Consider the following 23,811-nt stretch of genomic DNA (forward strand, 5'->3'; position numbering starts at 1 on the left):
GCCGCCCGAAGCGTACTACACGAGAGTCCTTTACAACGTCAGCTGTCCCCGCTCCTCTTCGGTCAGCTGCTGTTTCGCCTGTTCATCCAGCGCTCCGGCGCCCAGCACCTGCACCGGGCTGTTGGGGTTGTAGCCCGGCGTCGGTGCGCGGCTGGCGCCGTCGCGGGTCGGGGCCAGTTGTTCGTTGCCGAAGCTCAGTACCTGCACGGTGAACACCGAAGCCTGGTTCTGGCGCGACGCGGCCTGTTGCTGACGGGCAACGTCTTCCGCCGCCTGGGTCGCCGACGACGCGGCGGAACTGGCGGAGGTGATCGCCCCGGTGTTGACCGCCGACACCACCGGCACGCCGGTCGCCTTGCCCTGCACCGAAATGTTGGCGGCGTTGACCACCGTCAGCGCGGCGATGTTGACGTTGCCCGAGACGCGAATGCCCGCCTCGCCCGCATCGATGGTGCCCAGCGGCGCGATCAGGTCGATGTCCCCCGGTGCCACTTCGGCAATCGGGTTGAGCGTGGCGATACCTGCGCCGGTGCTCGGCACCGATGGCGACAGGGTCACGTTGCCCCAGGTGTCGTACACGCGTTTGGGCGGGGTGTAGACCACGGTGGTTTTCGAACCGCGACCGGCGTTGATGTCGCCCTCGGCGGACCATCCAAGGATCGAGCCGCCAAACGTGGTCATGATCCGGCTCTGTCCCAGCAGAATGCTGCCCTGGGAATAGAGCTGAATGTTGCCCGAGCCCTGGGTGATGATGCCCGCCGTGGATGGCGGCGCCGCGCCCTCGATGCCGAACACCTGACCACCGCCCGGGGTGAGCATCTGGATGTCACCACCGAACAGCGTCTTGACCCCTGCGCCGCCGTACATCGTGATATCGCCGTCATAGCGGATCGGATTGCCGGCCACATCGACGGTCGGGAACAGTGAAGCAATGGCGTTGCGACCACGCAGATAACTGCCTTTGCGCGGGCCGTCGACATCGTTGTATTCCAGGCCACCAGCACGCAGCTCGGCGAAATACACCTGACGGGCGAAGATCGCCTGCTCGGTACTCGGCAGTGCAGCGAAGAAGGCTTGCGCCTGTTCGGCGTTGCCGCTGAAGCCATAGCCAAGGGTCAGCCAGCTCTGCAGTTCATCGAGGTAAGTCTTGACCACTTTGCCCGGTTGCCCGTTGAGGGATGCGTTCGGGTCCGCGAGGTTCTGCGGGTTCAGGTAACGGGCGATGAACCGCGAATAATCCGCTCCCTGTACGCCCGTACCGGCCTGCATCACCAGGCTGGCGCCGGGGCGGTTGTCCCCCGCCAGAATCGGTCCGATGCTGGTAATGCTGGCACGGTCCTCCATCAGGATGTTGCGCCCTGCCTTGATGTCCAGCACACCCGGGCCGGCGATTTCGAAGCTGCTGTAGAGGATGTCGCGCCCTGCCGAGACCCGGGAAATATCCCGTGAATTGTTGTGCACGAACAGATTGCCGGTCGAGGCGACACCCTCTGTATTCGGTAACCCCATCTCGCCGTTGGGCGCCGTGGTCGGTTGCCCGAGAAAGGTACCGGAAGCCACGACGTCGCGCCCTGCCAGCATCCAGACAGGGCTGGCCGCCTCGTACCAGGTACGTTTGGAGAGGCTGAACGTCAGTGTTTCACCACTGCGCACCCCCACCAGATCACCGGTCAAAGCATAGAACCGTGCGGGCGCCTGCACCTCACTCAAACCCGAGTAACTGTTGGCACTGAAAGCAAACAGCGGATATCGCAAGTTTTTATCGGGTGAAACCCCATCACTGCCACGGTTGGTCATGATCGGCGTTTTCGATGTGTTGTTACCGTAGCCATTGAAGGCCGGCGTGAATGGCGTAGCGATGGCCGACGGACTGGCGCCCGACTGGTTGATTGCGTAGCCACCGGCATAGATCGAATCCTGCGCCAGGAGCTCCAGTTGCCCTGCCTTCGAGGGCGCCAGCAACAAGGAGTACGCTGTGGCCGGCAAAAATCCGCTGCCTTGCATGTAGGTCGCCGACGGCCCGGCATAAATCGAGCCCTGGGCCGCCACCGCACGCAGGATCGACGGATATACGAAGCGCCCATCGGTGGGAGATGTGTTTCGCCCGATCATGGGCCCCTGCCCGTCAACCTCGCCCAGCTGTGTACTTGGCGTCAGGTTGCCTCCAGCCGAAAACAGATCGATAGCCGTGTGATCGGTCCATAGCGAGAAACCACTCAATCCGCCCCCGTCATGCACAACACCGTCAGCGGTGGTGAACGGCGTCGAGTTCTGCAACCGAACCCGGCCCGGGTCCGCCGCGCCACCCAGCACCAGGTCGCCGCGGGTATTGAGGCTCATGCCCGAGTCGCCAGGGATCAAGACCAGGCCGCCGGAGGCACTGCCAGCGGTGGATGTGAACGGGTCAAACGGTCGGACTTCGCGTGGGTCCTGCACATAGGAGGCTGCGCCGTACTGCAGATTGATTCCACCCAGCGCCCCGCCAGTCAGTCGGGCCGCGCCGCGCAGGTTGATCAGAGCGCCTTGCAGGTCGTGTCGGGGGACTCCCACGCCACTGTTGCCGGCCCGGGCCTGCAACGACGGATTGAGCGAACCGCCGATGCGGATGTCCATGTCACCGCCACCGGTCAATTGCAGCCGTCCATCGTCGCCGACGCGCCCGGTACTCCCGACCGCCACGATCAAGCCTTGGCCACGGGGGTAAAGATTGGTGTTGGAGTTTTCGCCCAACGCCTTGACCATGCCCCCATCGGCACCTGCGCGCAGGCTGATGTTGCCGCCACCCAACGTGCCGAAACCGGTGAAGCCAACCAGGAACGGCCCGGTATCGACGCCTTGATCCGGCAACGGCTGAGTCGCATAACTGCCGAAGTTGATCCACCACGCCGTCGGCACATCGCTGTTGCCGGTCCCCTGACGCCAGAGCCAGTTGCCCACCGCCACACTGGGCACTTGCTCAGGTGTTTCCAGGGTTGCCGAAGGGCCACGCCGACCCAGCACATCCCCCGAAATCGAACCACCGGCGTTGATGGTCAGGTTGCCGCCCATTTGCGGGTACCAGGCCTGATACAGACTGTCGTTGCCTGTGACCCACCGCTCGTAATCGCTGCCGGCACTGCCCAGCACCGAACCGTTGTCCGACAGACGTCCGCGCGGCTGGTTGAAGCGCGGATCGATCTCTTCGGATTGGGTGCCGGCGGTATAGACGCCGAACGGTGAGTCCATGCTCAGATCACCGGCGGCGAGCACGTCCAGATCCCCGGTACCGGTACGCAGTACGCTGAACATCTGTGTGCGGGTCCTGACGGTGATGCCCGGTTTGTTTTCCACGCACAGCTCAGGGAAAGACCCACACCAGGCAAGCACGTCGTCATCGCTTATCGGTGACCCCGGGGGCATGCCCATCCAGTTGTCCGGTGCCCACGTCCATCGCGGTGCAGAAACGCAGGAGTTCGGTGCCCAGTCGCACCATTCCTTGAGCTCGTCAGGCACTGGTTCGCCCGGGGTGAAGCCACCCAGGTTGCCTTCACCCCAGACCAGGGTTGGTGCCTTTTCAGTGACTTTGAGCCCGTAATGAGTGTCGGCCAGACGCAGATTGCCGTCGCTGGAAACCGGCTTGATCGCACGCGTATCAGCGGCACCCAAATCGGCCCCCGCCACCACCCGCATCGACCAGGACGCGCTGCCGGCCGGTAACAGGCTGGCAACGGCCCAGTTGCGCCCCTGCTGGTTGCCGTTCAATGGCCGCAACTCGATAAAGGCCGTCCCATCGGCCAGCACCACGTCGGTCATCGACGGAATCAAAGAACCGCGCAGCAATGCCAGCGATCCACTCAAGCGCACGCCTTTGATCGCGTTGGTACCGGCTTCGACGCTCCCCGGCAACGGCACGCCTTTAGGCCAGCGAATCGCTTTGACAGACGTGACGTCATTCAAGCGAATACCCGCGCCAAGGCGGCTGCCGCCCGGCAATGTGAAGTTGTCGGTCAGCAGCGTTCCAGCGGCAAAAATCAACTGGCCCGAGGCATCGTGAACCGCGCCTGCCAGTACCGTACCGGCGCCCAGCGTGTACGGCGCGGCCAAGGTCGCTTCGGTTGGCAACAACGTGCCAGCGGCCAGGGTCGTCGCTTGCAGCGGCACGTCGTAGTTCAGCGTGACGCCCGCCGGGAACAGCGTGCCCTCCGCCAGTGTGACGCCTGCACCCGGCACCACCAGATCACCGCCGAACGGCTGAATCCCCGGCAACAGTTTCCAGCCCGCATCGTCGACCGTCTCGGGTGGCGGTGCAAAACCGTCGTTGAGGCTGCCGTGGATATCGAGATTGCCGCCGGCGCGAATCACCAGGCTGCCAGACTCGCCAGAGCCATAGGCTGCGGTTTTCTGCGTATGCGGATTGAGACTGGCATAGCGGTAACCGGACAGATCCACATCGCCCTGCATCACCAGATCGCCGTCGGCGGTTTTGCTGACGATCTCGACACCCGGTCGCAGATGGAAGGCATCGGCATAGGACGCATTGTTCAGGCCGGCCAGTTTGTTCTGCAGCAGGTTGCTGTTGAGCAACGCGGCATCGATGAACGCCGTGTTGTCGCCATGGATGCGGTCAAGGTAGGCCTGATCGATCACCTGATACGGACGTCCGCTGGCCGCCGGGTCTGCACCGTCGCTGGCATCGCTGTAACGGCGCGTGGCATTGAGCCCGATCGAACGGGCGCCCTGAATGTTCAGTGCGCCGCTGGCATCGATGGCGATGTCGCCGCCGGCCAGACGTGGTGCGTTCAACTCCAGCGTACCGCGCGGCAATCCATCGGACTGCCCGGGCAATGGCCCCGGTGCAGCGTCGGTGCCGTGGCGCAGATCGATCCGTGCGCCGGAGCCCAGCGTCAGCGTTCCGGCGCCGGAGTTGAGCTCGACCATCGCCCGGTTCGGTGCATCGATGATTTTTCCGTAGCTGTCGACCCGCAGCACACGGCCATGGGCGTCGAGCACGGCGCTGCCAGTCACGGTCAGGCCGTTCTTCGCCGACAGACGAATCGAACCAACCCTTGAACCACTCGCGTCGACAAGCCCCGCGACGGTCAGGCTACCGTTGTCCACCGAGACATTGACCTCACCGGCCTTGAGCCCGTCGCCGATCAACAGATCGCCCTGCTTGAGTTGCAGGCTGCGGCTGCCAAAAACCTGCCCTGCGTTCAAGCGCTGGTTAAGGGCTGCAAATTGCTGGCTCGGATCGCCATTCAAGTGTTGCGCGCGGATGTCCACGCCACCGGCCTTGTACGGCACCCATGTGCCACCCGCGTCATAAATGCCGCTGCTGGCGCCGAGGATCTGGCCCTGCAGATCGACCATCCCGGCATCGCTGGCCAAGGCGATGGCGCTGAGATTGCCGGCCTGATTGTTCTGCGCCGACAGGTCGATGCTTGAGCCCCCGAGCTGACGGATATTGCCGTGGCTGCTGTACAGCGCCACATCACCGCCCCAGCTGTACTTGTTCACATCGTTGAACGCCAGGGTACGCCCGGCCATATCCAGGTAGGCGCCACTGTTCAGGGTCAGGTCTTCTGCCGATTTGATCACCAGTTTGCCGCTGGCCAGAGCAATGCGACTGTCGAGCGTGACATTACGCGCATCGAGCGTCAGTTCCGCGCCCAGGACATTGGCCGCCGCTGGGGTACCGGCGCCCGTGAGAGTCAGGTTGTTACCGGCCTTGAGCAGGTTCACCGAGGCCGCCTCCCCCGTCAGCAACGGGGTGCGCAGGTTGAGGTTGCCGCCGCTGTAGGCATAGCCCCCGACCGGGTCGAAAGCGCCTTGCGCCTGATACACCGCAAGGCTGCCTTTGTGGTTGGCGGTGATGTGGTCGCTGGCGGTCAGATTGACGTTGGCAAAGCCCAGCACCAGGCGATCGTTCTGCTCCAGTCCACTGGCCTGCGGGTTGGGGCCGTAGCCGAATTCGATGCGCTGGGCCTGAATGTCGAGTGTGCCCTGACCGGTGCCGGCGCCGCCAGAGATGACAGCAGCGGGCGCTTGCGTGGCGCCGTTCCAGACCAGATTCGCAGTGCGGATGCTCGCAACGTCTGCGGCTTGGCCCAAGCCATAAATGGCCGGTGTGCTGAGTATCAGATTCTGCAGTTTGCTGACGCCGGTCTGCCGATCCAGCGTGTCGAGGCTGACAGTGCCATAGAAATTGAAGGCATCGCGACTGGTCAGGCTCAAGGTCTCCAGGGCCGGAGCGCCAAACTGCGTATCACCGCGCAACAGCCGGTCGAGCACGTTCTGGTTCAGGGTCAGGCCGGTCGGCACGCGACTGCCGGCGGCACTCAAGGCCTCGGCACTGCCGGCATTGATCGTCCCCACCGCCAGCGTCAGATGGCGAGTACCGAAGCGTACCGTTTCGTCGAGCTCGAACTGTTTGTCTGTAGCGGCCGTGATGCTGCCATTGGAGTAAAGCAGCGTCGGGTTGGTGCAGGCGTTCGTCGGGCAGTTGCCGATGCGAATATCCCCCGCGCCGGAGGTAGGGGTCGACAACGATGGCGCGAGCACGTTGGTCCAACCGTTCGAGACCACCAGCAGACCTGCCGTGCCCGGAGCATAGATAAAGCCTGCGGATGAATCGTACGGTGCGTCGCCGCGCCCCAGAGTGTTGATCCCCGAACCGGCTTCGAGCGTGATGCTGCCACGGGTACTGGTGGTACGCAGCAGCACTTCAGGCGCAGACAGCATGGCGCCCTCACGCAGGGTGATATTCGATGTATCACCGATGAACGAAACGATATTGCCCGCCGTGTTGTAATCGATCGCCGGTTGCGCGCCGATGGTCAGACGGCCTGCACCCAATCTGTTGAGGCTGTCGGCATACAGCGACACGCCGCTGAAACCCTCGGTACGCCGATGCCCGTCGCCGAGCAGTTCGACATCCCGCGCGCCCCTCACCACCGCCGTCCCAACCACGCCGCCAGTGGCCGGTTTGAACAACACCTGTCCGGCGAAATCCAGCGCAATACCCTGCTCGGCGCCCGACATCAAGTACAGATTCAGCGACTTGCCATCCATCGGCGCCAACGCCCGTGGCACGCCACGCCGTGCAGCGTCACTGCGGACGAATTGAGTAAAACCGGTTTCGTTGTACTGCGAATAACGGCGCACGACATCGGCCGAGGTCAGGATGACCTGGCTGGCCAGGTTGTCACGCAGCCCGGTGTTGGCGATCGACATCAACCCCGAGCTGGTCCATGAACCATTGCGCAAAGGCAACGCGCCAGGCGTGACACCCGCTGCGGCCTGGCCGTTGACCTCGACCCGGAACGCCCCCGGCAACAAGGCGAATGTCGAGGGCAGCAGCGTATAGGTGCCTGCCGCCAGCCCCGGCACGCCGGCGCCGAGGGTGATTTGCTGGCCGATGCGCGGATCAACCGCTCCCGCTTCGGCGAGCATCGGCGCGTAGGTGCTCTGATTGCCGGGCACGATGGCGTACACCGGATTGCTGGCCAGGCCTGGCAAGCTGAACGTACCGTCGGTGGCATTGCGCACCAGCGGATTGAAGCGTGCATCGGTAGAGCCGCCCCGCCCGGACACAAACCCGGCCCCTCGCAGGTCGCCGCCGCCAGACAAATCGATCAATGCTCCCTGCTGCACATCGACGTACCGCGAGGTCAGCGTTACACCGGCGGTTTCTGCGGTAATCCCCTTGAGCACAACCGATTTGCCAGCGTATCGATAGTCGATGCCGTCGGTGGTGCCGCCATAGGGCATGACCAGTCCGTCCGCGCTGACCGACGTCACACTGCCCGGCAACAAATGCAGGTCATGGGTGTTGACCACGGTCTCGTCGCCCAGGCGGATCATGCCCAGCGGCGCACGAATAACGCCGCCCTGCTCAATGTGCCCGGCAGCCAGCGTCAAGTCGCCAAACACCGAGTAAGGCACGGCGGCCGGGGCGCTCCTGGCGCGGGTGATGCGCAAGGTGCGCGCCGGGTCGGCGCCCGGGTGCACGCTCTGATAACCGACCCGCACCTCGGCAGTGACATCACTGGCCGGATAGATTTGCGCGGCCTGCAGGTTCAGGTCCCCAGGCGTCCACAACTCCGTTTTAGTGGTGTACCCGGTCGGAGCCAGAAAGCGCAGATCCCCCCGGCTGTGCAAGGTCACCTGATCAAAGCCGCGCCGACTGACCTCGATTGCCGCACCGTTGAGTAACGCAATCTTCCCCGCCGTGCCGAACGACAGGCTGTTGCCCAGATCCAGCAGGTCCGCCGTGGCGTTGAACGTGGCGGGTGCCACCTGGGTCGTCGGAGTGTTCATGACTCGCGGGCGCAGATAACCCGGCGCGTCGAAGTATTTGCCGGTCCCCGACAACCGCAGATACGGCGCTGACAGATTGATCCGCGCAGTCTCTCTGGCGCCGTCGGCCAACGCCAACGCGCCGGCATACAGGCTCAGGCTCTGGCGGCTGTGCAGATCGACATCGCCGTCGAACGACAGCAAACCATTGCTCAGCAGGCTCAGGTTGTCGAAACCGCCGGCCATCAACTGATTGGCGCCCAGGCGGGCACGACCGTATTGCAAGGCTGAAGCAGCGGCACCGGGTTGCAGATCCTGCGGCAGCTGGGACTTGCCTGCGTCCTGTCCAAGGATGATTTCCCTGGCGGCACGCACTGTATTGGCGGCGAGGTTGAGGTCGTAGAGCGGCGTCTCCAGTGCAATGTCCAGACGCCCGCCGGCTGCGCGCGCACCACCGGCGACTGCACGCAGGCTGCCATCGATGAACAGTCCGTTATAGGAGCTCAGGCTTATTCGTCCACCATCGGTGGCTATCGGCGTTGGGCCCTGCCCGGCGATATCCAGCGTGGCTTGAGCACCGGACGCGTCGAGTCGTGCACCCTCACGCACGATCACATAGGCATCGGCCGATGTCGCCGTGGCTTTTTTCGCATCGATTTCACCGCCGACGATGATCGTGCCGCCCTTGCCCACCAGCCCGTAAGTACGACCCAGCGCATCCACCGCCGTGGCCGCGCGGCCAGCCACATCCAGCACTGCGTGTTCGCCGATCCAGATCGAGCGGTTGTGCGCTGCGTTGTCAGCCAGTTGTGAGTTGTCGGCGACGTCGTTCAAACCGAACTGTTGCTGGCGAATGTCGAGGGTGCCACCCCAGGCATTCAGTTCGCCATTGAGGGTGATCTGTCCCGCGCCGCGCAAGTTGATGCTCTGCCCGGGGTCGACGCTGATGCGCGAGCCCTGGCCGAGGCTCAGGGTCGTGTGCGCAGGATCGAGCAACCTGACTTCGCTGCTACCGGCCTGCAGCGTCAGGCTGGCACCGGCACGCTGCGTCAGTTGGGCCTTGGTCGGATTTTCCTGATAGAGCGGCGGCGTCCACAGCTCCAGTGCCCGCTGCGGCGCGGCACCGCTGACCTGATTGGCGGCCGCCTCGCTGAAGCGATAGACCGGCATCGACACATCAATGACGGTGTTATCCGTCACTTCCATCCGGTTCAGGCCAATCAGGTTGTAGGTCGAGAAGCCTTTTTCAAACAGCGTCGGCGTCAGCTGCAACACAGAGTCGGCCTGACGCTTATCGGTCTGGCCAATCAGCACATCGCCGGTCTGCAGAAACAAACGGCCGCCGCCAGACACACCGTAACCCCGCAGCTGGCCGTCCAGAGTCAGATGACTGTCACCCGACGCGGTCAAGGCGCCGGCCTCCAGCGTCACGTCACCACCCTTGCCGCCGCGCGTCTTGCCATTAGCCAGAATCGCCCCGCCGGAAGACACGTCCAGCAGGCTGCCGGCACCGATCTCGATGTCACCGCTGCTGCGAATCGACACCACGCCACCATCCAGATACGCCAGGCTGGCGGTATCGTCCGGGTTGGTGCGCAGGTTGCTCCACAGACCGCGAGTGTCCAGTTGTGCCCCTTCAGCCACGCTCACGCGGGTAGCCTTGCCGGTCGGCGCGACGAGTCGGGTGTCGGTGAGGCGATCGGTGTTGAGCTGATTGAGCACATTGCCCAGATGCAGGCTGCCGCCACGCGCGGTCAGGTTTGCGTTGACCTGCACGTCCGGCCCGTAAAGGGTGATGTCGCCGCCATTGTCGACGGTGACGGCACCTTGGACGTTGATCCGTTCCTTGGCCGCCACTTTCAGCGTGCCCAGTTGCCAGTCACTGAGTTGCCCGGCATCGAGGAACAGCTTGCCGTTGCGCGCATCGGATACGGCGCCAGTCAGATCCCGATCATTGCCGTCAACGGGCCGTTCGCCGCCGACCTGCACCTGATCGAACAATGGGTTGAGGCCGTAGAGCAAACCACCGGAAGCCGCCACGTACGCCGGGTCATAACTGCCGACAATCAACTGCCCGCGCCGCGCCAGCGCCGTCTGACTCTGCACATAGCCATCGAGTACGGCACGCGGTGCCTGGATCTGGCGCTCGCCCTGATAAACCTCGCCAAGCATTTGCCCTTCGAGCACAGCGTTGCGGGTGCCGATCACCAGTTGCCCGGCATCGCGTCCCACGGTGTAGCCCGACTCCCGACGACTGGACGGCGCAATCAACGGGTTGTAGTAATAACTCGTCTGACCCCAGCGTTCACTGCTGTCTTCAAAGCCTTTGTACAGCCCGGTGTAGAGCAGATCGCCCGGTGCCTTTGAGACCTCATACAGGCGCCCGTCGGCCCCGCGCAGCCAGCTCTGGCGAATCTCGCCGCTTTGTACATCCAGCGTGCCGCCGGACAGGTTGATCAGCGAGCCCTTCTCGGTCACCACGTCATTGCCGGCAAAACTGACCATGCCGCCCTGAGCCATCCACTCGCCGACGCTGTGGCCCTGGGTGCCGAGGTAACCGCCGACCTCCAGCAGACCACCAGCGGTGTACCAGCGATCCGTGGCGTAGCCGTTAGTGCCGGCCGGGACGTAGACCAGTTCGCGCACATCGACCCAGATGTCATTGCTGTTGAGCGCACCCTTGTCGCGATTGACCGAAGCATCGCGCTGCTCGTTGCCCTGGACGTTGATCTTGATGCTGTTGGATTCCATCGCGACTTTCACGCCGATGGCACCGGAGACATCGATCAATGCGCCGTCACGCACCAGACTGCGACGCTGCGCCGCCACTGCAACCTGGCCGCCCGTGGCCAGGGTGATCGAACCGTTCTGGAACTCGACGCTGCCGCCGCTCTGGATATCAATGCGCGACTGATCGCTGCGAATCCGGTTGTTCGGTGTAACGCCGGTCAGCGCCGCCTGATGCTGACTGTCGAGGGCGGTCAGATCGCTGCTGTCGAGCAGGATCGCCGTCGCGCCGCCCTGCCCCAGCGTCACGCTGCCCTGGGTGTCGGTGGCCGGATTGAGCAAATGAATCGTGCCGCGAGTGGCGACCGAGGTGCTGGCCAGCAACACACCATTTTGCACGACCTCATGGCCGGTCAGGGTGATGTCGCCGGTCGCGGCCTGAATCAGGCCGTTGTTGCTGACCTTGCCGGCAGCGCTGCCGGTCTTGAAGCCCGGCGTGACTTCGTTGCCGAACGTCGTCGAGAAACCATTGCCTTCAGTGCCCGAGCCTTTGCGGATGTAAAAGCGATCCCCCGCGCCGAGCACGGTCTGGCCCTTGCCAGTGTTGATGCTGCCGTCGTTCTGCACTTCGCTGCCGAGCAGCAAGGCATAGCCGCCGGCATCGGTCGATTTGGCCGGCCGCGCGGTCTCGATGGACGCGCCGCGCTCCACCAGCACTTTGCCGGCCGCCTCGGTGAACGTCGGCTGGCTGCCGGTGCTGTCGAAATACAGGCCGCGGTCGCGGAACTGAATGTCAGTGATGTTGGCCGCCGCCGCCACCAGGTTGCGCACGTTGACCTGACTGGTGCCGCTGAACACGATGCCGTTGCGGTTGATCAGCATCACCGTGCCGTCACCCTTGATCTGGCCCTGAATCTGGCTGGCCCGCGCATTCGGATCGTTGACGCGGTTGAGCACCGCCCAGTTCGACTGCTGGACGAAATCGACGGTGGTGTTGCGCCCGACGTTGAAGGTCTCCCAATTGAGGATCGCCTTGTCGGCGGTCTGCTCGATCTTCACCGTGGTCTTGCCATCAACCTGAGTCTGCTGCGGGCCCTTGGCGTTCTGCCAACCTTGCGTGAGGCTGTTATCGACCTTCAGACCGCCCTCGCCCAGACCATCAGGCACAAACTGCACCGTGCCCAGCGCCGCCGCACGACCGGCCGCCTGCGCCGCCTGTTGCGCCGCAATCGCGGCCACCGTGTTGTTCAAGGTCTGAATCGAGCGTTGCAGCTGCTGATTGGCCTTTTGCTGCTGCGCCAGCGTTGGCGTCATCCCCGGCAATCCGCCCACGCTCGGGCGCGCTGCGGCGGCCTGTTGCGCCGCGCCCTTGGCGGCGAACCATCCCGAACTGAACGCAGTCGCCGCCTCGGCACTGCCTGCCACCAGACACAAGGCAATCGCCTGCGCCAGGGGCTTGAGCAACCACAGCGCCGGATCGGCGTCCATGCGCTGCTGAGGCTGAACACGGGTACTGCGACGGGATGGGCGAGCGAGCATCACTACGAGATCCTTTTTGTTTGCCACATGAGGCCGCAGGTCGGCTTGCCCCTGCTGTTACGACATAGGCGGTTGGCGGGGGCCGCGACCGAACGGATGTCACACAAACTTCATGAACGAGGTGTAGATCGGCCAAAAAAAATGGCAGCAGCCCGAAGGCTGCTGCCATTTCATTGCCGTGAAGCGAGGCTTACAAAGGACGGCCGACAGCGTTGCAGACGCTGGCGTTGTTGATGTCCAGGTTGTTGCCCGAGGTGTTGGTGACGAAGTTGGCAGTCACAGCCGCTTTCCAGTTGGTTGGAACCGGAGTGAAGCTGTGAGCGATGGTGGCAGCGTTGTTGCCCGGGTTGCTGTAGTGGGTGGTCAGGAAAGCTTTGACATCAGCGGCCACGGTGGCGTCCTTGTAGCACTGGCCGAAGATGAAGTTGGTGTAAGCCACGATCGGGTAACCGCTGGCTGGGTTAGGAACGACCGGTACCCACTGGGCAGGGTTCGAAGGCGCGGTTGGCAGAGTCGCCGAACCCAGTGCCAGCGAAACGTTGGCGGTGGTTGGCTGTACGCCGTTGACGCGAGCAACCACGGCGTTGCTGGCGGCGTTCACACCGTCCGGACCAACGTAACCGATGGAGCCGTCAACGGCGTTGACTTGAGTGGCCACGTCAGCAGTACCGGCAACGCCTACCCAGGTCGAAGGCAGGGTCGAACCGGCTGGCAGACGAGCGCTGGCGAAGGTGGAGTTGGTGGCGAACCTGGTCGGGCAGATCGAGTTCAGGTGACGGGTCAGGATTTCCGTGGTGCCGCTGGAAACGTTGCGATAAACAACGCGGATCGGCGTGGTGTCGGAAGTGCCCAGCAGATCACCCCAAGTAGTTTTGGCGCCGGAGAAGGCGTCGCACAGCTGAGCGCTGGTCAGGTTCAGAGCGGTCTGACCGGATTTTTTGTACGGAATGGCAACCGAAGTGGCCACCGAAGGCAGCTGGATCAGCGGGCCGTACGAAGCGCCGAAGTTGGTGTTGTAGGTGCTGATTTCCGAAGCGCTGAGGATCGAGTCGCTACCGGCGAAGTGAACCGAACCGGTGGTGTTGAACAGTGCCGAGTTGTTGGTCAGGAAAGCGGTCTTGCCGGTGCCGCTACCGGTACCCAGGTAGCTGAAGTTGGCTGGCAAGATGCTGTTGGCAGAACCTTTGTACAGAGCGGCAGGCAGAGTCGCGCCACCACCGGTTACGTTGGCAGCCATGGCCTGGGCGGAAGCCAGGGCAGCGACGGTCAGGGAAGCTGCGATCAGAGTGCGCTTGAACATGAAGAATCTCCTTTTCAACGTTGGTTGTGAACACAGGTTTTCAGGGGACTTGCATGACACTGGGAAGACTCACCGCCGACCTTCGCAAGCGGGGTCCGTGGTTAAGTCGCACTGAGAAATTCGCAGTTTCCGGTGACAGATAAAGGAAAAAACCTCGGGAGGTGCAGGCTGATTTTCGAGGGATTTTCTCGGGTGTTCCGGGGGGGGGGTGCGGAGTGTCTGCGGCAAGCTTTTCGGGGGAATCGGCCACAGCCCTTGTAGGGCCGTTGCAGATGACAGAAAGGAGAACCCGAGGATGCCGGATTTCGCGCTCGGGTGAGATCTGACGCTGGTAAAAAAAGTTGAGAAAACTACTGCACCAACTGGTTGATCTCGATGATCGGCAACAACACCGCCATCACGATCACCAACACCACCCCGCCCATCACCACGATCATTAGTGGCTCAAGCAGAGCGGTCATGCCCATCGCCCGGCGCTCGATATCGCGGGACAGGGTTTGCGCAGCACGTTCGAGCATCGGTGGCAGCGCACCGGTTTTCTCGCCGCTGGCGATCAGGTGAATCAGCACTGGGGGAAACACGTTCTCCACTTTCAGCGCAGCCGCCAGGTTGACGCCCTCGCGCACTTTGGCGGTGGCCTCATTGACGCTCAGGCTCAGACGATCATTGGACAAGGTCTGCCGCGCCGCTTCCAGCGCTCGCAACAACGGCACCCCCGCACCGCCGAGAATCGCCAGCGTCGAGGCGAACCGTGCAGTATTCAGCCCCAGCACAAACCGCCCGATCAGCGGCAGCTTCAGCACCCGATGATGCCAGCTCAAACGCGCCGCCGGATTGCGCAGATACAGGCGCCAGCTCCAGAACGCACCGGCCATGACCCCTGCACACAACCAGCCCCACGCACGAATGAAATCACTGGCATTGAGCATCGCCAGCGTCAGCCCCGGCAGATCCTGCCGCGCCTGGGAAAACGCGCTGACCACCTGCGGCACCACGTAACTCAGCAGGAAAATCACGATGCCGATCGACACCAGCCCGACCACGCCCGGATAGATGAACGCGGTGAGAATCTTGCCGCGCAGGTTGTTGCGCTCCTCGATGTAATCCGCCAGCCGCTCCATCACCTGCGCCAGATCGCCGGACTCCTCGCCCGCCGCGATCAGCGCCCGGTAAATCTCCGGAAAATCCCGTGGCCGCGCCGCCAGCGCTTCGGCCAGGCGCATGCCGCTGCGCACGTCGGCGCGCACGGCGCTGAGGGTGTGGGCGATGTGTTTTTTCTCGGCCTGTTCTACCGTGGCGCTCAACGCAGCTTCCAGCGGCAGGCTGGCGCCGAGCAGACTCGACAGTTGCCGCGTGGCCCACGCCAGATCGTTATCCGAGAGCTTGGCGCTGAACAATCCACCGCCGCCATGCTGGGAGACACTGCTTTCCTTCTCCACCGACAACGCCGTCAGGCCACGACCGCGCAGCACGCCAAACGCGGCGCCCTGACTCTCCGCCTCCAGATGCCCGGACTCGATCTTGCCGCTGGCATCGGCGGCTTCAAAACGATAGCGATTCATCAGGCGTCCCGTGTCACACGAAGGATTTCTTCCGGCGCCGTGGCACCGCTGCGGATCCAGCGCTCGCCGTCCTCGCGCAGGCTGAACATCCCGGCCTTGCTCGCGGCCGCGCGCAACGCCTGCTCCCCTGCCCCCTGGTGAATCAGGGTGCGGATGTCGTCGTCGATGCAGAACAACTCATGAATGCCGGTTCGGCCGCTATAACCGGTGTGATTGCACGCCGCACAGCCCACCGGGCGCCAGGTGCCGGGCGTCGCCGGGTCTTCCTGTTTGCACTGATTGCACAGCCGCCGCACCAGGCGCTGAGCCAACACGCCGAGCATCGACGAGGCCAGCAGAAACGGCTCGACGCCCATGTCGACCAAGCGGTTGACTGCCGACACCGCGTCGTTGGTGTGCAACGTCGCCAGCACAAGGTGACCGGTCAGTGAAGCCTGCACAGCGATCTGCGCGGTTTCGAGGTCGCGGATCTCGCCGATCATGATGATGTCCGGGTCCTGCCGCAGAATCGCCCGCAACGCCAGGGCGAAAGTCATGTCGATCTTGGCGTTGACCTGAATCTGGCTGATGCCCGGCAGGTCGTATTCCACCGGGTCTTCAACGGTGAGGATGTTGCTGGTGCTCGCATCCAGCCGCGCTAGCGCTGCATACAGACTGGTGGTCTTGCCGCTACCGGTCGGGCCGGTGACCAGCACGATGCCGTGGGGCTGGCGGATCAGGTGATCGAGTTTGGCCAGTACCTGCGCATCCATGCCCAGGCTTTCCAGATGCAGGCGTCCGGCCTGCTTGTCCAGCAGACGCATCACCACTCGCTCACCATGGCCGGTGGGCACGGTCGAGACGCGAATGTCGATCGGCCGCCCCGCTACGCGCAAGGCAATGCGCCCGTCCTGAGGCAGGCGTTTTTCGGCGATATCGAGCTGCGCCATGATCTTGATCCGCGACACCAGCGCACCGTGCAACGCCTTGCGCGGCGAGACCACGTCGCGCAGCGTGCCGTCGACCCGGTAGCGCACCACCGAATGGGTTTCGAACGGTTCGATATGAATGTCGCTGGCCTCGTCCCGCGCCGCCTGGGTGAGCAAGGCGTTGATCATGCGGATCACCGGCGCGCCGTCCTGGGTGTCGAGCAGGTCGGTGATTTCCGGCATGTCCTGCATCAGACGGTCGAGGTCGACTTCGTTTTCCGCCGCGCCAACCACCGCTGCCGCGCTGCCGGTGTCGGCGTAGGCAGTAGCGAGCAAGCCGTCGAGTTCGTCATCGCGCACCCGCTCAAGCCTGGCCGCGCCGAACTGCCGTCGTACCTCGCTGATCGACCAGCCCGGCGTCGACGGGCACACCGTCAGCACGCCGTCGCGCAGCAGAATCCGCTGCGCCTTGGCCCAGGCGTAAGGCAATGCGCTCATTGCAGCGGCACCGCTTTGATGGTCGCGCGCGGGCCGGACACCGGCGCCGGCACGCCTTGGGCAGTGGCCGGCAATTGCGGCGCCTGCATGTCCGGCATCGCCCAACTGCGCTCCGGTTGCAGACCGCCCTGAGCGCGGCGCATGAAGTCGTAGCGGTTCAGCGTGATGCTGCGCCCCGCCGCGCTGTCGCGAATGATGTACGGGCGCAGGAACACCATCAGGTTGGTCTTGGTGATCGAGCGACGCTCGTTGCGAAACAGTGCGCCGATCCCCGGAATGCTCGACAACCAAGGCACCGCGTCATTGCTCTGGCTGTAGCCGTCCTGCAGCAGACCGCCGAGCACCATGATCTGCCCGTCGTCGAGCAGGATGCTGGTGTCGAGCGCGCGTTTGCTGGTGACGATCCCCGCCGAATTGGCCGCCGCCGAAGCGCGTTCGTCGATGCTGCTGACTTCCTGATAAATGTCGAGCTTCACCGTGCCGCCCTCGGAAATCTGCGGCCGCACGTTGAGCTTCAAGCCGACCTCTTCGCGGGTCACGGTCTGGAACGGGTTGTTGCTGGTGCCCCCGCCGCCGGTGACGTAACTGCCGCTGACAAACGGGATGGTCTGGCCGACGAAAATGCTCGCCGCTTCGTTGTCCAGGGTCAGCAGGTTCGGCGTCGACAGCACGTTGGTGCCGCCCTTGCTCTTCAACGCCCGGGCCAGCACTTTCAGGTCGAGAATCTTGCCGATCCCGGGAATGTCGACGGTGCCGTTGACGTAGCCGAGGTTGAGGCCTTGCGGCAGCACATCGAGGCTGGTCTTGCCGTTGACATTGATCCCCGAACCACCGAGGTTGGCGCCGCCGATCACACCGTTGCCGCCGAGGTTGCCGGTCTGCCATTGCACGCCGAATTCGCTGGCGTCGTCCTCGCCGACTTCAACGATCAGGCTTTCGATCACCACTTGGGCGCGGCGCTGATCGAGCAGATCGATGACTTCGCGCAGGTTGCGATACAGCGGTTCCGGCGCGGAAATCAGCAAGGTGTTGGTGGTCGCGTCCGCCTGAATGGTCACGCCGCCGGCGCTGAAGGCGACGTTCTGTTCGCTGCTTTGCGCATTACTGCTGCCGCTGCTAGCGCTGCTGCCCTGGGCGTAGCTGCCGCCGGTGCTGCCGTTGTTGGTGGTCGACGTGCTGCCGTTGGTTTGCGTGCCGCTCTGGCCGTTCTGCCCACCGCCCGAGTTGGTGGAGCTGCCCATGTTGCTGAGCACCGAACGCGCATTGTCGCTGGTGCCGCTGTCGCTCTCGCCGGTGAGCAATCCGCGCAGGGCCTGGGCCAGTTTGCCGGCCTGGGCGTTTCGCAGGTACACCACGTGCAGGTTGCTGGGATTGCTCTGCGCGTTGTCGAGTTTGTAGATCAGGTTGCGCGCCAACTCCGTGCGCTCGGGGCTGCCGGCGCGGATGATGATGGTGTTGGAGCGCGGGTCGCCGATCACTGCGATTTTCTGCGTCGGGTCATTGCCCGGCGCGTCGAGTAGGTCGGCGACCATCGGCGCGATGTCGGCGGCGATGCCGTTCTGGATCTGCACCACGTCAGTGTCGATGGCGCTCGGGGTGTCGATGCCCTGAATCAGTTGCGCGACCCGCGTGAGGTTCTCGGCGTAATCGGTGACGACGATGGTGTTGTTGCCCGGATAGGCGTTGATCGGGTTGTTCGGCGACACGATCGGGCGCAGCACCGGGATCAGGTTCACCGCGTTCTCGTATTGCAGGCGGAACGTGCGGGTGAGCATGCCGTTGCCGGCCGGTTTGTCAGCGCTGTAGATCGGCCCGCCAAGCAATTTGGCGTCGGCCTCCGGCACCACCTGCGCCACGCCGCCGACATCCACCACGCTGAAACCTTGCATGCGCAGCGCCGCCAGCAACATGTCGTAAGCCTGATGCGCCGGCACCTGGCCTTCGGAGACCAGCGTCAGGTTGCCCTTGACCCGAGGATCCACCAGAAACTGCTGGCCGGTGGAGCGCGACAACGCCCGCACCACCGCTTGAATATCGGCGTCGACAAAATTCAGCGTCACCGGTTGATCGCCCAACGGATTGGCCGGCAACGTCGTGCCGCGCGCCGAACCACCGCTGCGGGCGCGTTCGGTGATGTTGTGCAATTGCTTCGGCGCAGGTCTTGCCTGAGCCTGCGCACTTTCGCGGTCGAGCACCGCGTCGCCACTGCGCTGAGTGTTGGCCAGCGGCCGGCCGAGTTCGCTGTCCACCAGCAGCGGCGGTTGATTCGATGGCGTGGTGTTGCTGCACGCGCTCAATGCCATCAACAGCATCGGCAACGCCATGCGTTTGGATCCTGACCCCTTCATGAAGCTTCCTTAGCGCCCAGCGCCTGATCCATGCGTACGGTGCCCGACAGAGTGCCGGCGGTGTCATCGGTCGCGGCGTCGTCTGCACGTTGCAGACGGGCCTCGACCACTTGCAGTGAAAAATTCCGGGGTTGGCTCAGCAGCCAGTCGAGCACGGCGTCGGCGGGTGCCGCGTCGAAGGTCAACTGCCAGCCGGCGGACGCGGCCGCCAATTGGTAATGGCCGCCCAGTCCGCTGGCCTGCAAAGTCTGCTGCAGCGACTGCTCCAGGTTCTGCCCGTCGGGGCGCACACTGACGTCGCGCAACAGCACTTCCAGCGTTTCGGCCTGGGCGCGCAATTTCGGGGTTTCGACTTGCGAGGCGGCGATCTTCTTCAGCGGCGGCTGAACCAACGCCACCCACACAAACAGCCCCAGCAACAGCGCCGCCATGCCGCCGACCATGCGTTTTTCCCGCAGCGCCAACGGCTGCCAACGGTCCTGCAACTGAGCATTGAAGCGCTGCCAACCGGCGCGGTATTTCGCAAGCGAGGGGCTATTCATCTTCGGCTCCGCTGCTGTCGTCGTTGTCGGTGGCGGCGGTCGCCTCGCCGGCCGGGCGCAGGACCCAGCCGTCGTCGTTCGGGCTGATGGTGATGCCGGCCTGGGCCAGCGTGCCTTGCCAGTCCTTGTCGTTGCCCGAACGCCGCGCCTCGGGCAGCAGGTTCAGTTGCAACGCGCCGTCGACAAACTCCAGCCGCTGCACCGTGCCCGCCATGGACGGCATGCCACTGCCGGCCTGCAACACCAGTCGCGTGAAATCCTGACCAGGCGCATCCACCGCGCCTTGCTGGCGCGCAGCAATTTGCTGACGCGCCTGTTGCAACGGATTGAGGATCACCGGCAACTCGGGGAACGCCTGCTTCACCCGCTGCGCCATCTGCGCCTTGAGCTGCTGGCCCTGCCCGGCCTCGCGAGCGGCGTACAGGTTCAAACCGACCACCCACACCGCCAACGCCAACGCACAACAACCGAGCGCCCTGCCCCAGCCGCGATGTTCGGTGCCCGGTTGCTGGAGGCCGCCGTGCAGGCCCCAATTCGGCAATGGGCCGGAGCAGCGTTGCGTGTCGGCCAAAATCGATTGCACCGCCTCAGGCGCGCCGTCACCGATCCAGTGCGCCGGCAGACCGGTTTCCAGCAGCCACGCTTCGTCGACCATCGGCTGCACCTGCGCCGCATTCGGGCCGTGGCGCAGCAACAGATGATCGTCGTGCAGGCAACCGACGCCGCCCGCCATCACCGGCAAACTGTAGGACGCCGGGTACAGGCCTTTTAGGTTCAAACCGAACTGCCCGAGGTGCTGCAAATCCTTGCGTGCTACCCAGGCAATCTGCACCTGGCCGCTTTCATTGCGAGCGCTGTGAGCGATGTGCATCTCGGCGCTGTCGCCGAGCATCAAGGCCTGCGCTGCACATTGCACCGCCGCAGCGGTTTTGTTCGCAGGCAGAGGCGGCAGATCAATGCTCGCCAACAGGCTGTCCGACGGGTGCAGAAAGCACGCCAACGGTTGCTTCGGCAGCGCGCCGAGCCGCACACGTTCCTGGCGTGTGACCTGCCCCTGACGATCCAGCCACGCACAATCCACTTCACTGTCGAGACCCAGCTCCGCCAGCGGCGGCAAACTCACGCGCAACTGGCTCATACGCCCACCCGCGACCAGATCACTTGCGGCAACCGATCCTCACTGCGATGCAACAACGCATCGAGGCTGACCCGCCGCTGATCGCGCCGCGCCTGCCCGCGCAGCCGGAACCAGTCGCTGGTGATGCCGACCTTGACACTGGTGATCTCCAGTTGCGGCAGTCGCAGGCGATTGACGAAATCCCCACGATTGATAAACCAGCGCCCGGCGTCACGCTCATTGATCAACGCCTGCGCCCGCTCCAGCGACAGCCCCGGCACATAAGCCGCCAGCACTGGCGCCGTGGCCGTGTTGCCGTTGAGCCAGGTGGTCGCCGGAATCACCGTCAGGTACGGCGCCAGCTTCGCCAACACCGCATCGTTGACTCCGTCGACACTGCGCAAATCATCAAGCGTGCGCAGCATCGGCAAGGTCGGCGATTGCGGTTTGCGCGAAGCGGACGGCGACGTGACGCGCCCGCTGTCGAAAGTGTTTTTCGCCACAGGCTTGTCCACCACTTGCGCATTCAACAGGTGCGGATAAGAGCCGATCACCCGCTGACTGATGCGCCGGCTCAAGCCGCTGCTGACACCAATCAACTCGCACAAGCGCTCGAACGCCTGCACCTGCGCGTCATCGATTCGCTCGTTGGCCACCAGATTGCGCAGGTTGAACTTGCCCTGCTCATCCTCCAGCCGCCCCTCGAAACCCTGGGTGTTCAACAACTGCGCCCAGGGTTGATCGAGTCGGGTCAGCGGATCACGCTGCCGCGCATCCCACAACAATTGCCGGCTGATCTCCAACCCGCCGTGCAACACCCAACGGCCCTGCACGCGCAGTTGTTCGGCCTCCAGCGCCCGGGTCGAAACGCTCTGGCGCGTCAGCATGCCGGCGGCGATCACCGCGACCACCGCCGCAATCAGCAGCGCACTGATGATCGCCATCCCCTGCTGGTTCGATTGGCTGTTCATGACCGGCCTTACAACTGCCAGGAACCGATGTCGGCATTCACGCCATCGCCGTCAGGCTGGCCGTCGGCGCCGAGGGAAAAGATGTCGATCTCGCCGTTGGCACCGGGATTGAGGTACTGATAAGGACGACCCCACGGGTCATTCGGCAGGCGCTCCAGGTACGAGCGCCAGTTGGTGTTCTTCGCATCGGCCGGCCGCTCCACCAACACTTTCAGGCCCTGGCTCTGGCTCGGGTAAGTGCCGTGATCGAGGCGATACAGCTTCAGCGCCTGCATCAACCCGCCAATGTCCTGCTTCGCCGCCGTGGCCCGCGCCTGATCCGGCCGGTCGAGCACCTTGGGCACCACCATCGCCGCCAGAATCCCGAGAATCACCACCACCACCATGATCTCGATCAGCGTGAAACCCTGCTGCCCACGGGGCATCCGGCTCGGTCGATTGGGCTGTTTGAACTGCGCGATATCCATCTCGTCATTCCCTGGCTTGATTCGATTCGACGCGCAGTGTTGCAAGAAGATATGTCAGGGATGTTGAAAATCCTCGGGTGTTTTCGTCGTCAAGCCGTCAAGCACGAGCGTTAGCGTCAAGGGCTGCCCGACCGCCCGAGACCCCGATGCGCACCCCCTCCCCACAAGCCGGATTCACCCTGATTGAAGTGCTCGTCGCGCTGGCGATCATCGCCGTCGCCATGTCCGCCGCCGTGCGTGTCGCGGGGTTGATGACGCAGAGCAGCGGGGTTTTGCGGGATCGTTCAATTGCGATGATTGCGGCGCAGAGTCGGATGGCTGAACTTCGGTTGGAAGGGAGATTACCGATAGGGGTTAAGGCGGTTGAGTGTGATCAAGGGAGGTTGTTGTTGCGGTGTGAGCAGGTGATTGGCACGGCGGAGAATGGGCGGTTGTTGAAGGTTGCTGTGCAAGTCTTCGATCGCAGCAAGGAAACGCCGCCGCTGGCGAGTCTGGAGACGTTGCTCAACAGGCCGCAGGACTGACACTCACCTTACCGTCAGGCGCTCTACCTTTCTGGTCTCCAGCGTATGAATTACCGGAAGTGGTCAGGATGACTATTCTGTTGACTCCCCCCGGCCGATAATCGCCAGTCGATGCCGCTAAACGGAGCAATGGAGTGCGGGATGAAAATCATCGCTTTTGTAGCTATCTATCTCGCAGGCGGAGTTGCCCTGTTTCCGTACCTCGACCATATGCGTCCGGTAGGCGTTTCTCTCGACCAATTCTATTCGGAGTTTTACCTCAGCTCCGGCGTTGATGTGGCGCAGCGCTTAAGCCTGAGCTTCATCTACGCAAGCGCGTTTCATCTGGTGTGGTCTGCCTTGTTTTCTGAATCCGCAAAAAGCTGGGTGTACACGACCAACATCACGGACATTTGCTATCTCGCCTTACGGTGTTTGAGTACTTTTTGCATCAGCCTGATGACTCTTGGACTGGTTGGAAAAAGCGCACAAAAAGTGCCCTTTACAGAATTTGCTCAATATTTTCATTTTCTGGTTATCTGCATGCTCGCGGGCGCTTGGGCGTGGGAGCTCAAGCACTTTTTGATAGGCGTCATTTATTACGCCGCAAGAAAAATCACGAGAACGGCTAAATGAAGGCCCCGATCCTCCTCATCGCCATTTGTTACACGGGTTCAAGCGTCACTTTCGCTGATGGCTCGCAAGCGGCAAACGACAAACACGGGACGGCAGGCATCGCCGTCGGTGAGCCCTTGGTGTCGGCCAGATCCAAATTGATCAAACAAGGATGGAAGCCAACCCGGATGCACACCAGCGATGGCTACGAATACAGCGGTGTCGAACGAGAGCTGGCTGCACGCGATTTCCCGGAACTCGATACCTGCTCTTTTGATAGCTCGCGTTGCATCCTGTTCTATTCAAAGAAAGGCGCCTGTTTGCGTGTTGACACCATGGGTGAGCAGCTCAAAGACATGACGGTAACGCGATGGGCTGATGAATGTCCGGATGCGCCTTCAGCGCCAGATAGCGGCGACGCGGGTTAAGAAACAAAG

At 63.4% G+C, this 23,811-nt stretch carries 12 protein-coding genes; 3 read left to right on the forward strand and 9 right to left on the reverse strand.

Annotation, left to right across the window (positions count from 1 at the left end; all coding sequences use genetic code 11):
• Window positions 1–30: 30 nt before the first annotated feature.
• The 9 genes from AC07XZ_RS22530 to gspG all read right to left on the reverse strand — a co-directional run bounded on the left by AC07XZ_RS22530 (window position 31) and on the right by gspG (window position 22,256).
• Entirely contained in the window at window positions 31–12,543 is a 12,513-nt protein-coding gene (locus AC07XZ_RS22530; RefSeq protein WP_102687583.1) for a filamentous hemagglutinin family protein, read from the reverse strand.
• Between the two features lie 190 nt (window positions 12,544–12,733).
• Entirely contained in the window at window positions 12,734–13,843 is a 1,110-nt protein-coding gene (locus tag AC07XZ_RS22535; protein WP_102687582.1) for a substrate-binding domain-containing protein, read from the reverse strand.
• A gap of 350 nt (window positions 13,844–14,193) precedes the next feature.
• Window positions 14,194–15,405 carry a type II secretion system inner membrane protein GspF gene (gene gspF, locus AC07XZ_RS22540; protein WP_102687581.1) on the reverse strand — a complete coding sequence of 404 codons (1,212 nt, stop codon included), beginning with the start codon at window positions 15,403–15,405 and terminating at the stop codon, window positions 14,194–14,196.
• Window positions 15,405–16,811 (reverse strand): type II secretion system ATPase GspE, encoded by a 1,407-nt coding sequence (gene gspE / locus AC07XZ_RS22545; RefSeq protein WP_102687580.1) that lies wholly within the window; start codon window positions 16,809–16,811, stop codon window positions 15,405–15,407. Before gspE ends, gspF begins: the two co-directional genes overlap by 1 nt.
• Window positions 16,808–19,159 carry a type II secretion system secretin GspD gene (gene gspD, locus AC07XZ_RS22550; RefSeq protein WP_102687579.1) on the reverse strand — a complete coding sequence of 784 codons (2,352 nt, stop codon included), beginning with the start codon at window positions 19,157–19,159 and terminating at the stop codon, window positions 16,808–16,810. The genes gspE and gspD overlap by 4 nt, the downstream gene beginning before the upstream one ends.
• Window positions 19,156–19,701, reverse strand: a complete 546-nt coding sequence (locus AC07XZ_RS22555) for a type II secretion system protein M (protein ID WP_102687578.1) — start codon at window positions 19,699–19,701, stop codon at window positions 19,156–19,158. The genes gspD and AC07XZ_RS22555 overlap by 4 nt, the downstream gene beginning before the upstream one ends.
• Entirely contained in the window at window positions 19,694–20,839 is a 1,146-nt protein-coding gene (gspL, locus tag AC07XZ_RS22560) for a type II secretion system protein GspL (protein WP_102687577.1), read from the reverse strand. Before gspL ends, AC07XZ_RS22555 begins: the two co-directional genes overlap by 8 nt.
• On the reverse strand, window positions 20,836–21,789 hold the full coding sequence (gspK, locus tag AC07XZ_RS22565) for a type II secretion system minor pseudopilin GspK (protein WP_085745436.1): 954 nt from the start codon (window positions 21,787–21,789) through the stop codon (window positions 20,836–20,838). The genes gspL and gspK overlap by 4 nt, the downstream gene beginning before the upstream one ends.
• Window positions 21,790–21,797: 8 nt before the next feature.
• Window positions 21,798–22,256 carry a type II secretion system major pseudopilin GspG gene (gene gspG, locus AC07XZ_RS22570; protein WP_007959380.1) on the reverse strand — a complete coding sequence of 153 codons (459 nt, stop codon included), beginning with the start codon at window positions 22,254–22,256 and terminating at the stop codon, window positions 21,798–21,800.
• A 146-nt stretch (window positions 22,257–22,402) separates the two neighbouring features.
• On the opposite strand from gspG, the gene gspI reads away from it, so the two are divergent.
• From gspI to AC07XZ_RS22585, 3 genes are all read left to right on the forward strand, one after another.
• Window positions 22,403–22,780: a type II secretion system minor pseudopilin GspI gene (gene gspI, locus AC07XZ_RS22575; protein ID WP_102687576.1), complete on the forward strand. Its 378-nt coding sequence runs from the start codon at window positions 22,403–22,405 to the stop codon at window positions 22,778–22,780.
• 141 nt (window positions 22,781–22,921) lie between these two features.
• Window positions 22,922–23,395, forward strand: coding sequence for a hypothetical protein (locus AC07XZ_RS22580; RefSeq protein WP_102687575.1), 474 nt, complete (start codon window positions 22,922–22,924; stop codon window positions 23,393–23,395).
• Window positions 23,392–23,802 carry a hypothetical protein gene (locus AC07XZ_RS22585; protein WP_102687574.1) on the forward strand — a complete coding sequence of 137 codons (411 nt, stop codon included), beginning with the start codon at window positions 23,392–23,394 and terminating at the stop codon, window positions 23,800–23,802. The genes AC07XZ_RS22580 and AC07XZ_RS22585 overlap by 4 nt, the downstream gene beginning before the upstream one ends.
• The last annotated feature ends 9 nt before the right edge of the window (window positions 23,803–23,811 follow it).

The sequence above is a fragment of the Pseudomonas sp. GW458-11-26-14-LB4 genome (assembly GCF_059423925.1).

Coding starts and splice junctions, on each gene's coding strand:
- AC07XZ_RS22530 (WP_102687583.1), bottom strand. CDS start 12,543: ATGCTCGCTCGCCCATCCCGTCGCAGTACCCGTGTTCAGCCTCAGCAG.
- AC07XZ_RS22535 (WP_102687582.1), bottom strand. CDS start 13,843: ATGTTCAAGCGCACTCTGATCGCAGCTTCCCTGACCGTCGCTGCCCTG.
- gspF (WP_102687581.1), bottom strand. CDS start 15,405: ATGAATCGCTATCGTTTTGAAGCCGCCGATGCCAGCGGCAAGATCGAG.
- gspE (WP_102687580.1), bottom strand. CDS start 16,811: ATGAGCGCATTGCCTTACGCCTGGGCCAAGGCGCAGCGGATTCTGCTG.
- gspD (WP_102687579.1), bottom strand. CDS start 19,159: ATGAAGGGGTCAGGATCCAAACGCATGGCGTTGCCGATGCTGTTGATG.
- AC07XZ_RS22555 (WP_102687578.1), bottom strand. CDS start 19,701: ATGAATAGCCCCTCGCTTGCGAAATACCGCGCCGGTTGGCAGCGCTTC.
- gspL (WP_102687577.1), bottom strand. CDS start 20,839: ATGAGCCAGTTGCGCGTGAGTTTGCCGCCGCTGGCGGAGCTGGGTCTC.
- gspK (WP_085745436.1), bottom strand. CDS start 21,789: ATGAACAGCCAATCGAACCAGCAGGGGATGGCGATCATCAGTGCGCTG.
- gspG (WP_007959380.1), bottom strand. CDS start 22,256: ATGGATATCGCGCAGTTCAAACAGCCCAATCGACCGAGCCGGATGCCC.
- gspI (WP_102687576.1), top strand. CDS start 22,403: ATGCGCACCCCCTCCCCACAAGCCGGATTCACCCTGATTGAAGTGCTC.
- AC07XZ_RS22580 (WP_102687575.1), top strand. CDS start 22,922: ATGAAAATCATCGCTTTTGTAGCTATCTATCTCGCAGGCGGAGTTGCC.
- AC07XZ_RS22585 (WP_102687574.1), top strand. CDS start 23,392: ATGAAGGCCCCGATCCTCCTCATCGCCATTTGTTACACGGGTTCAAGC.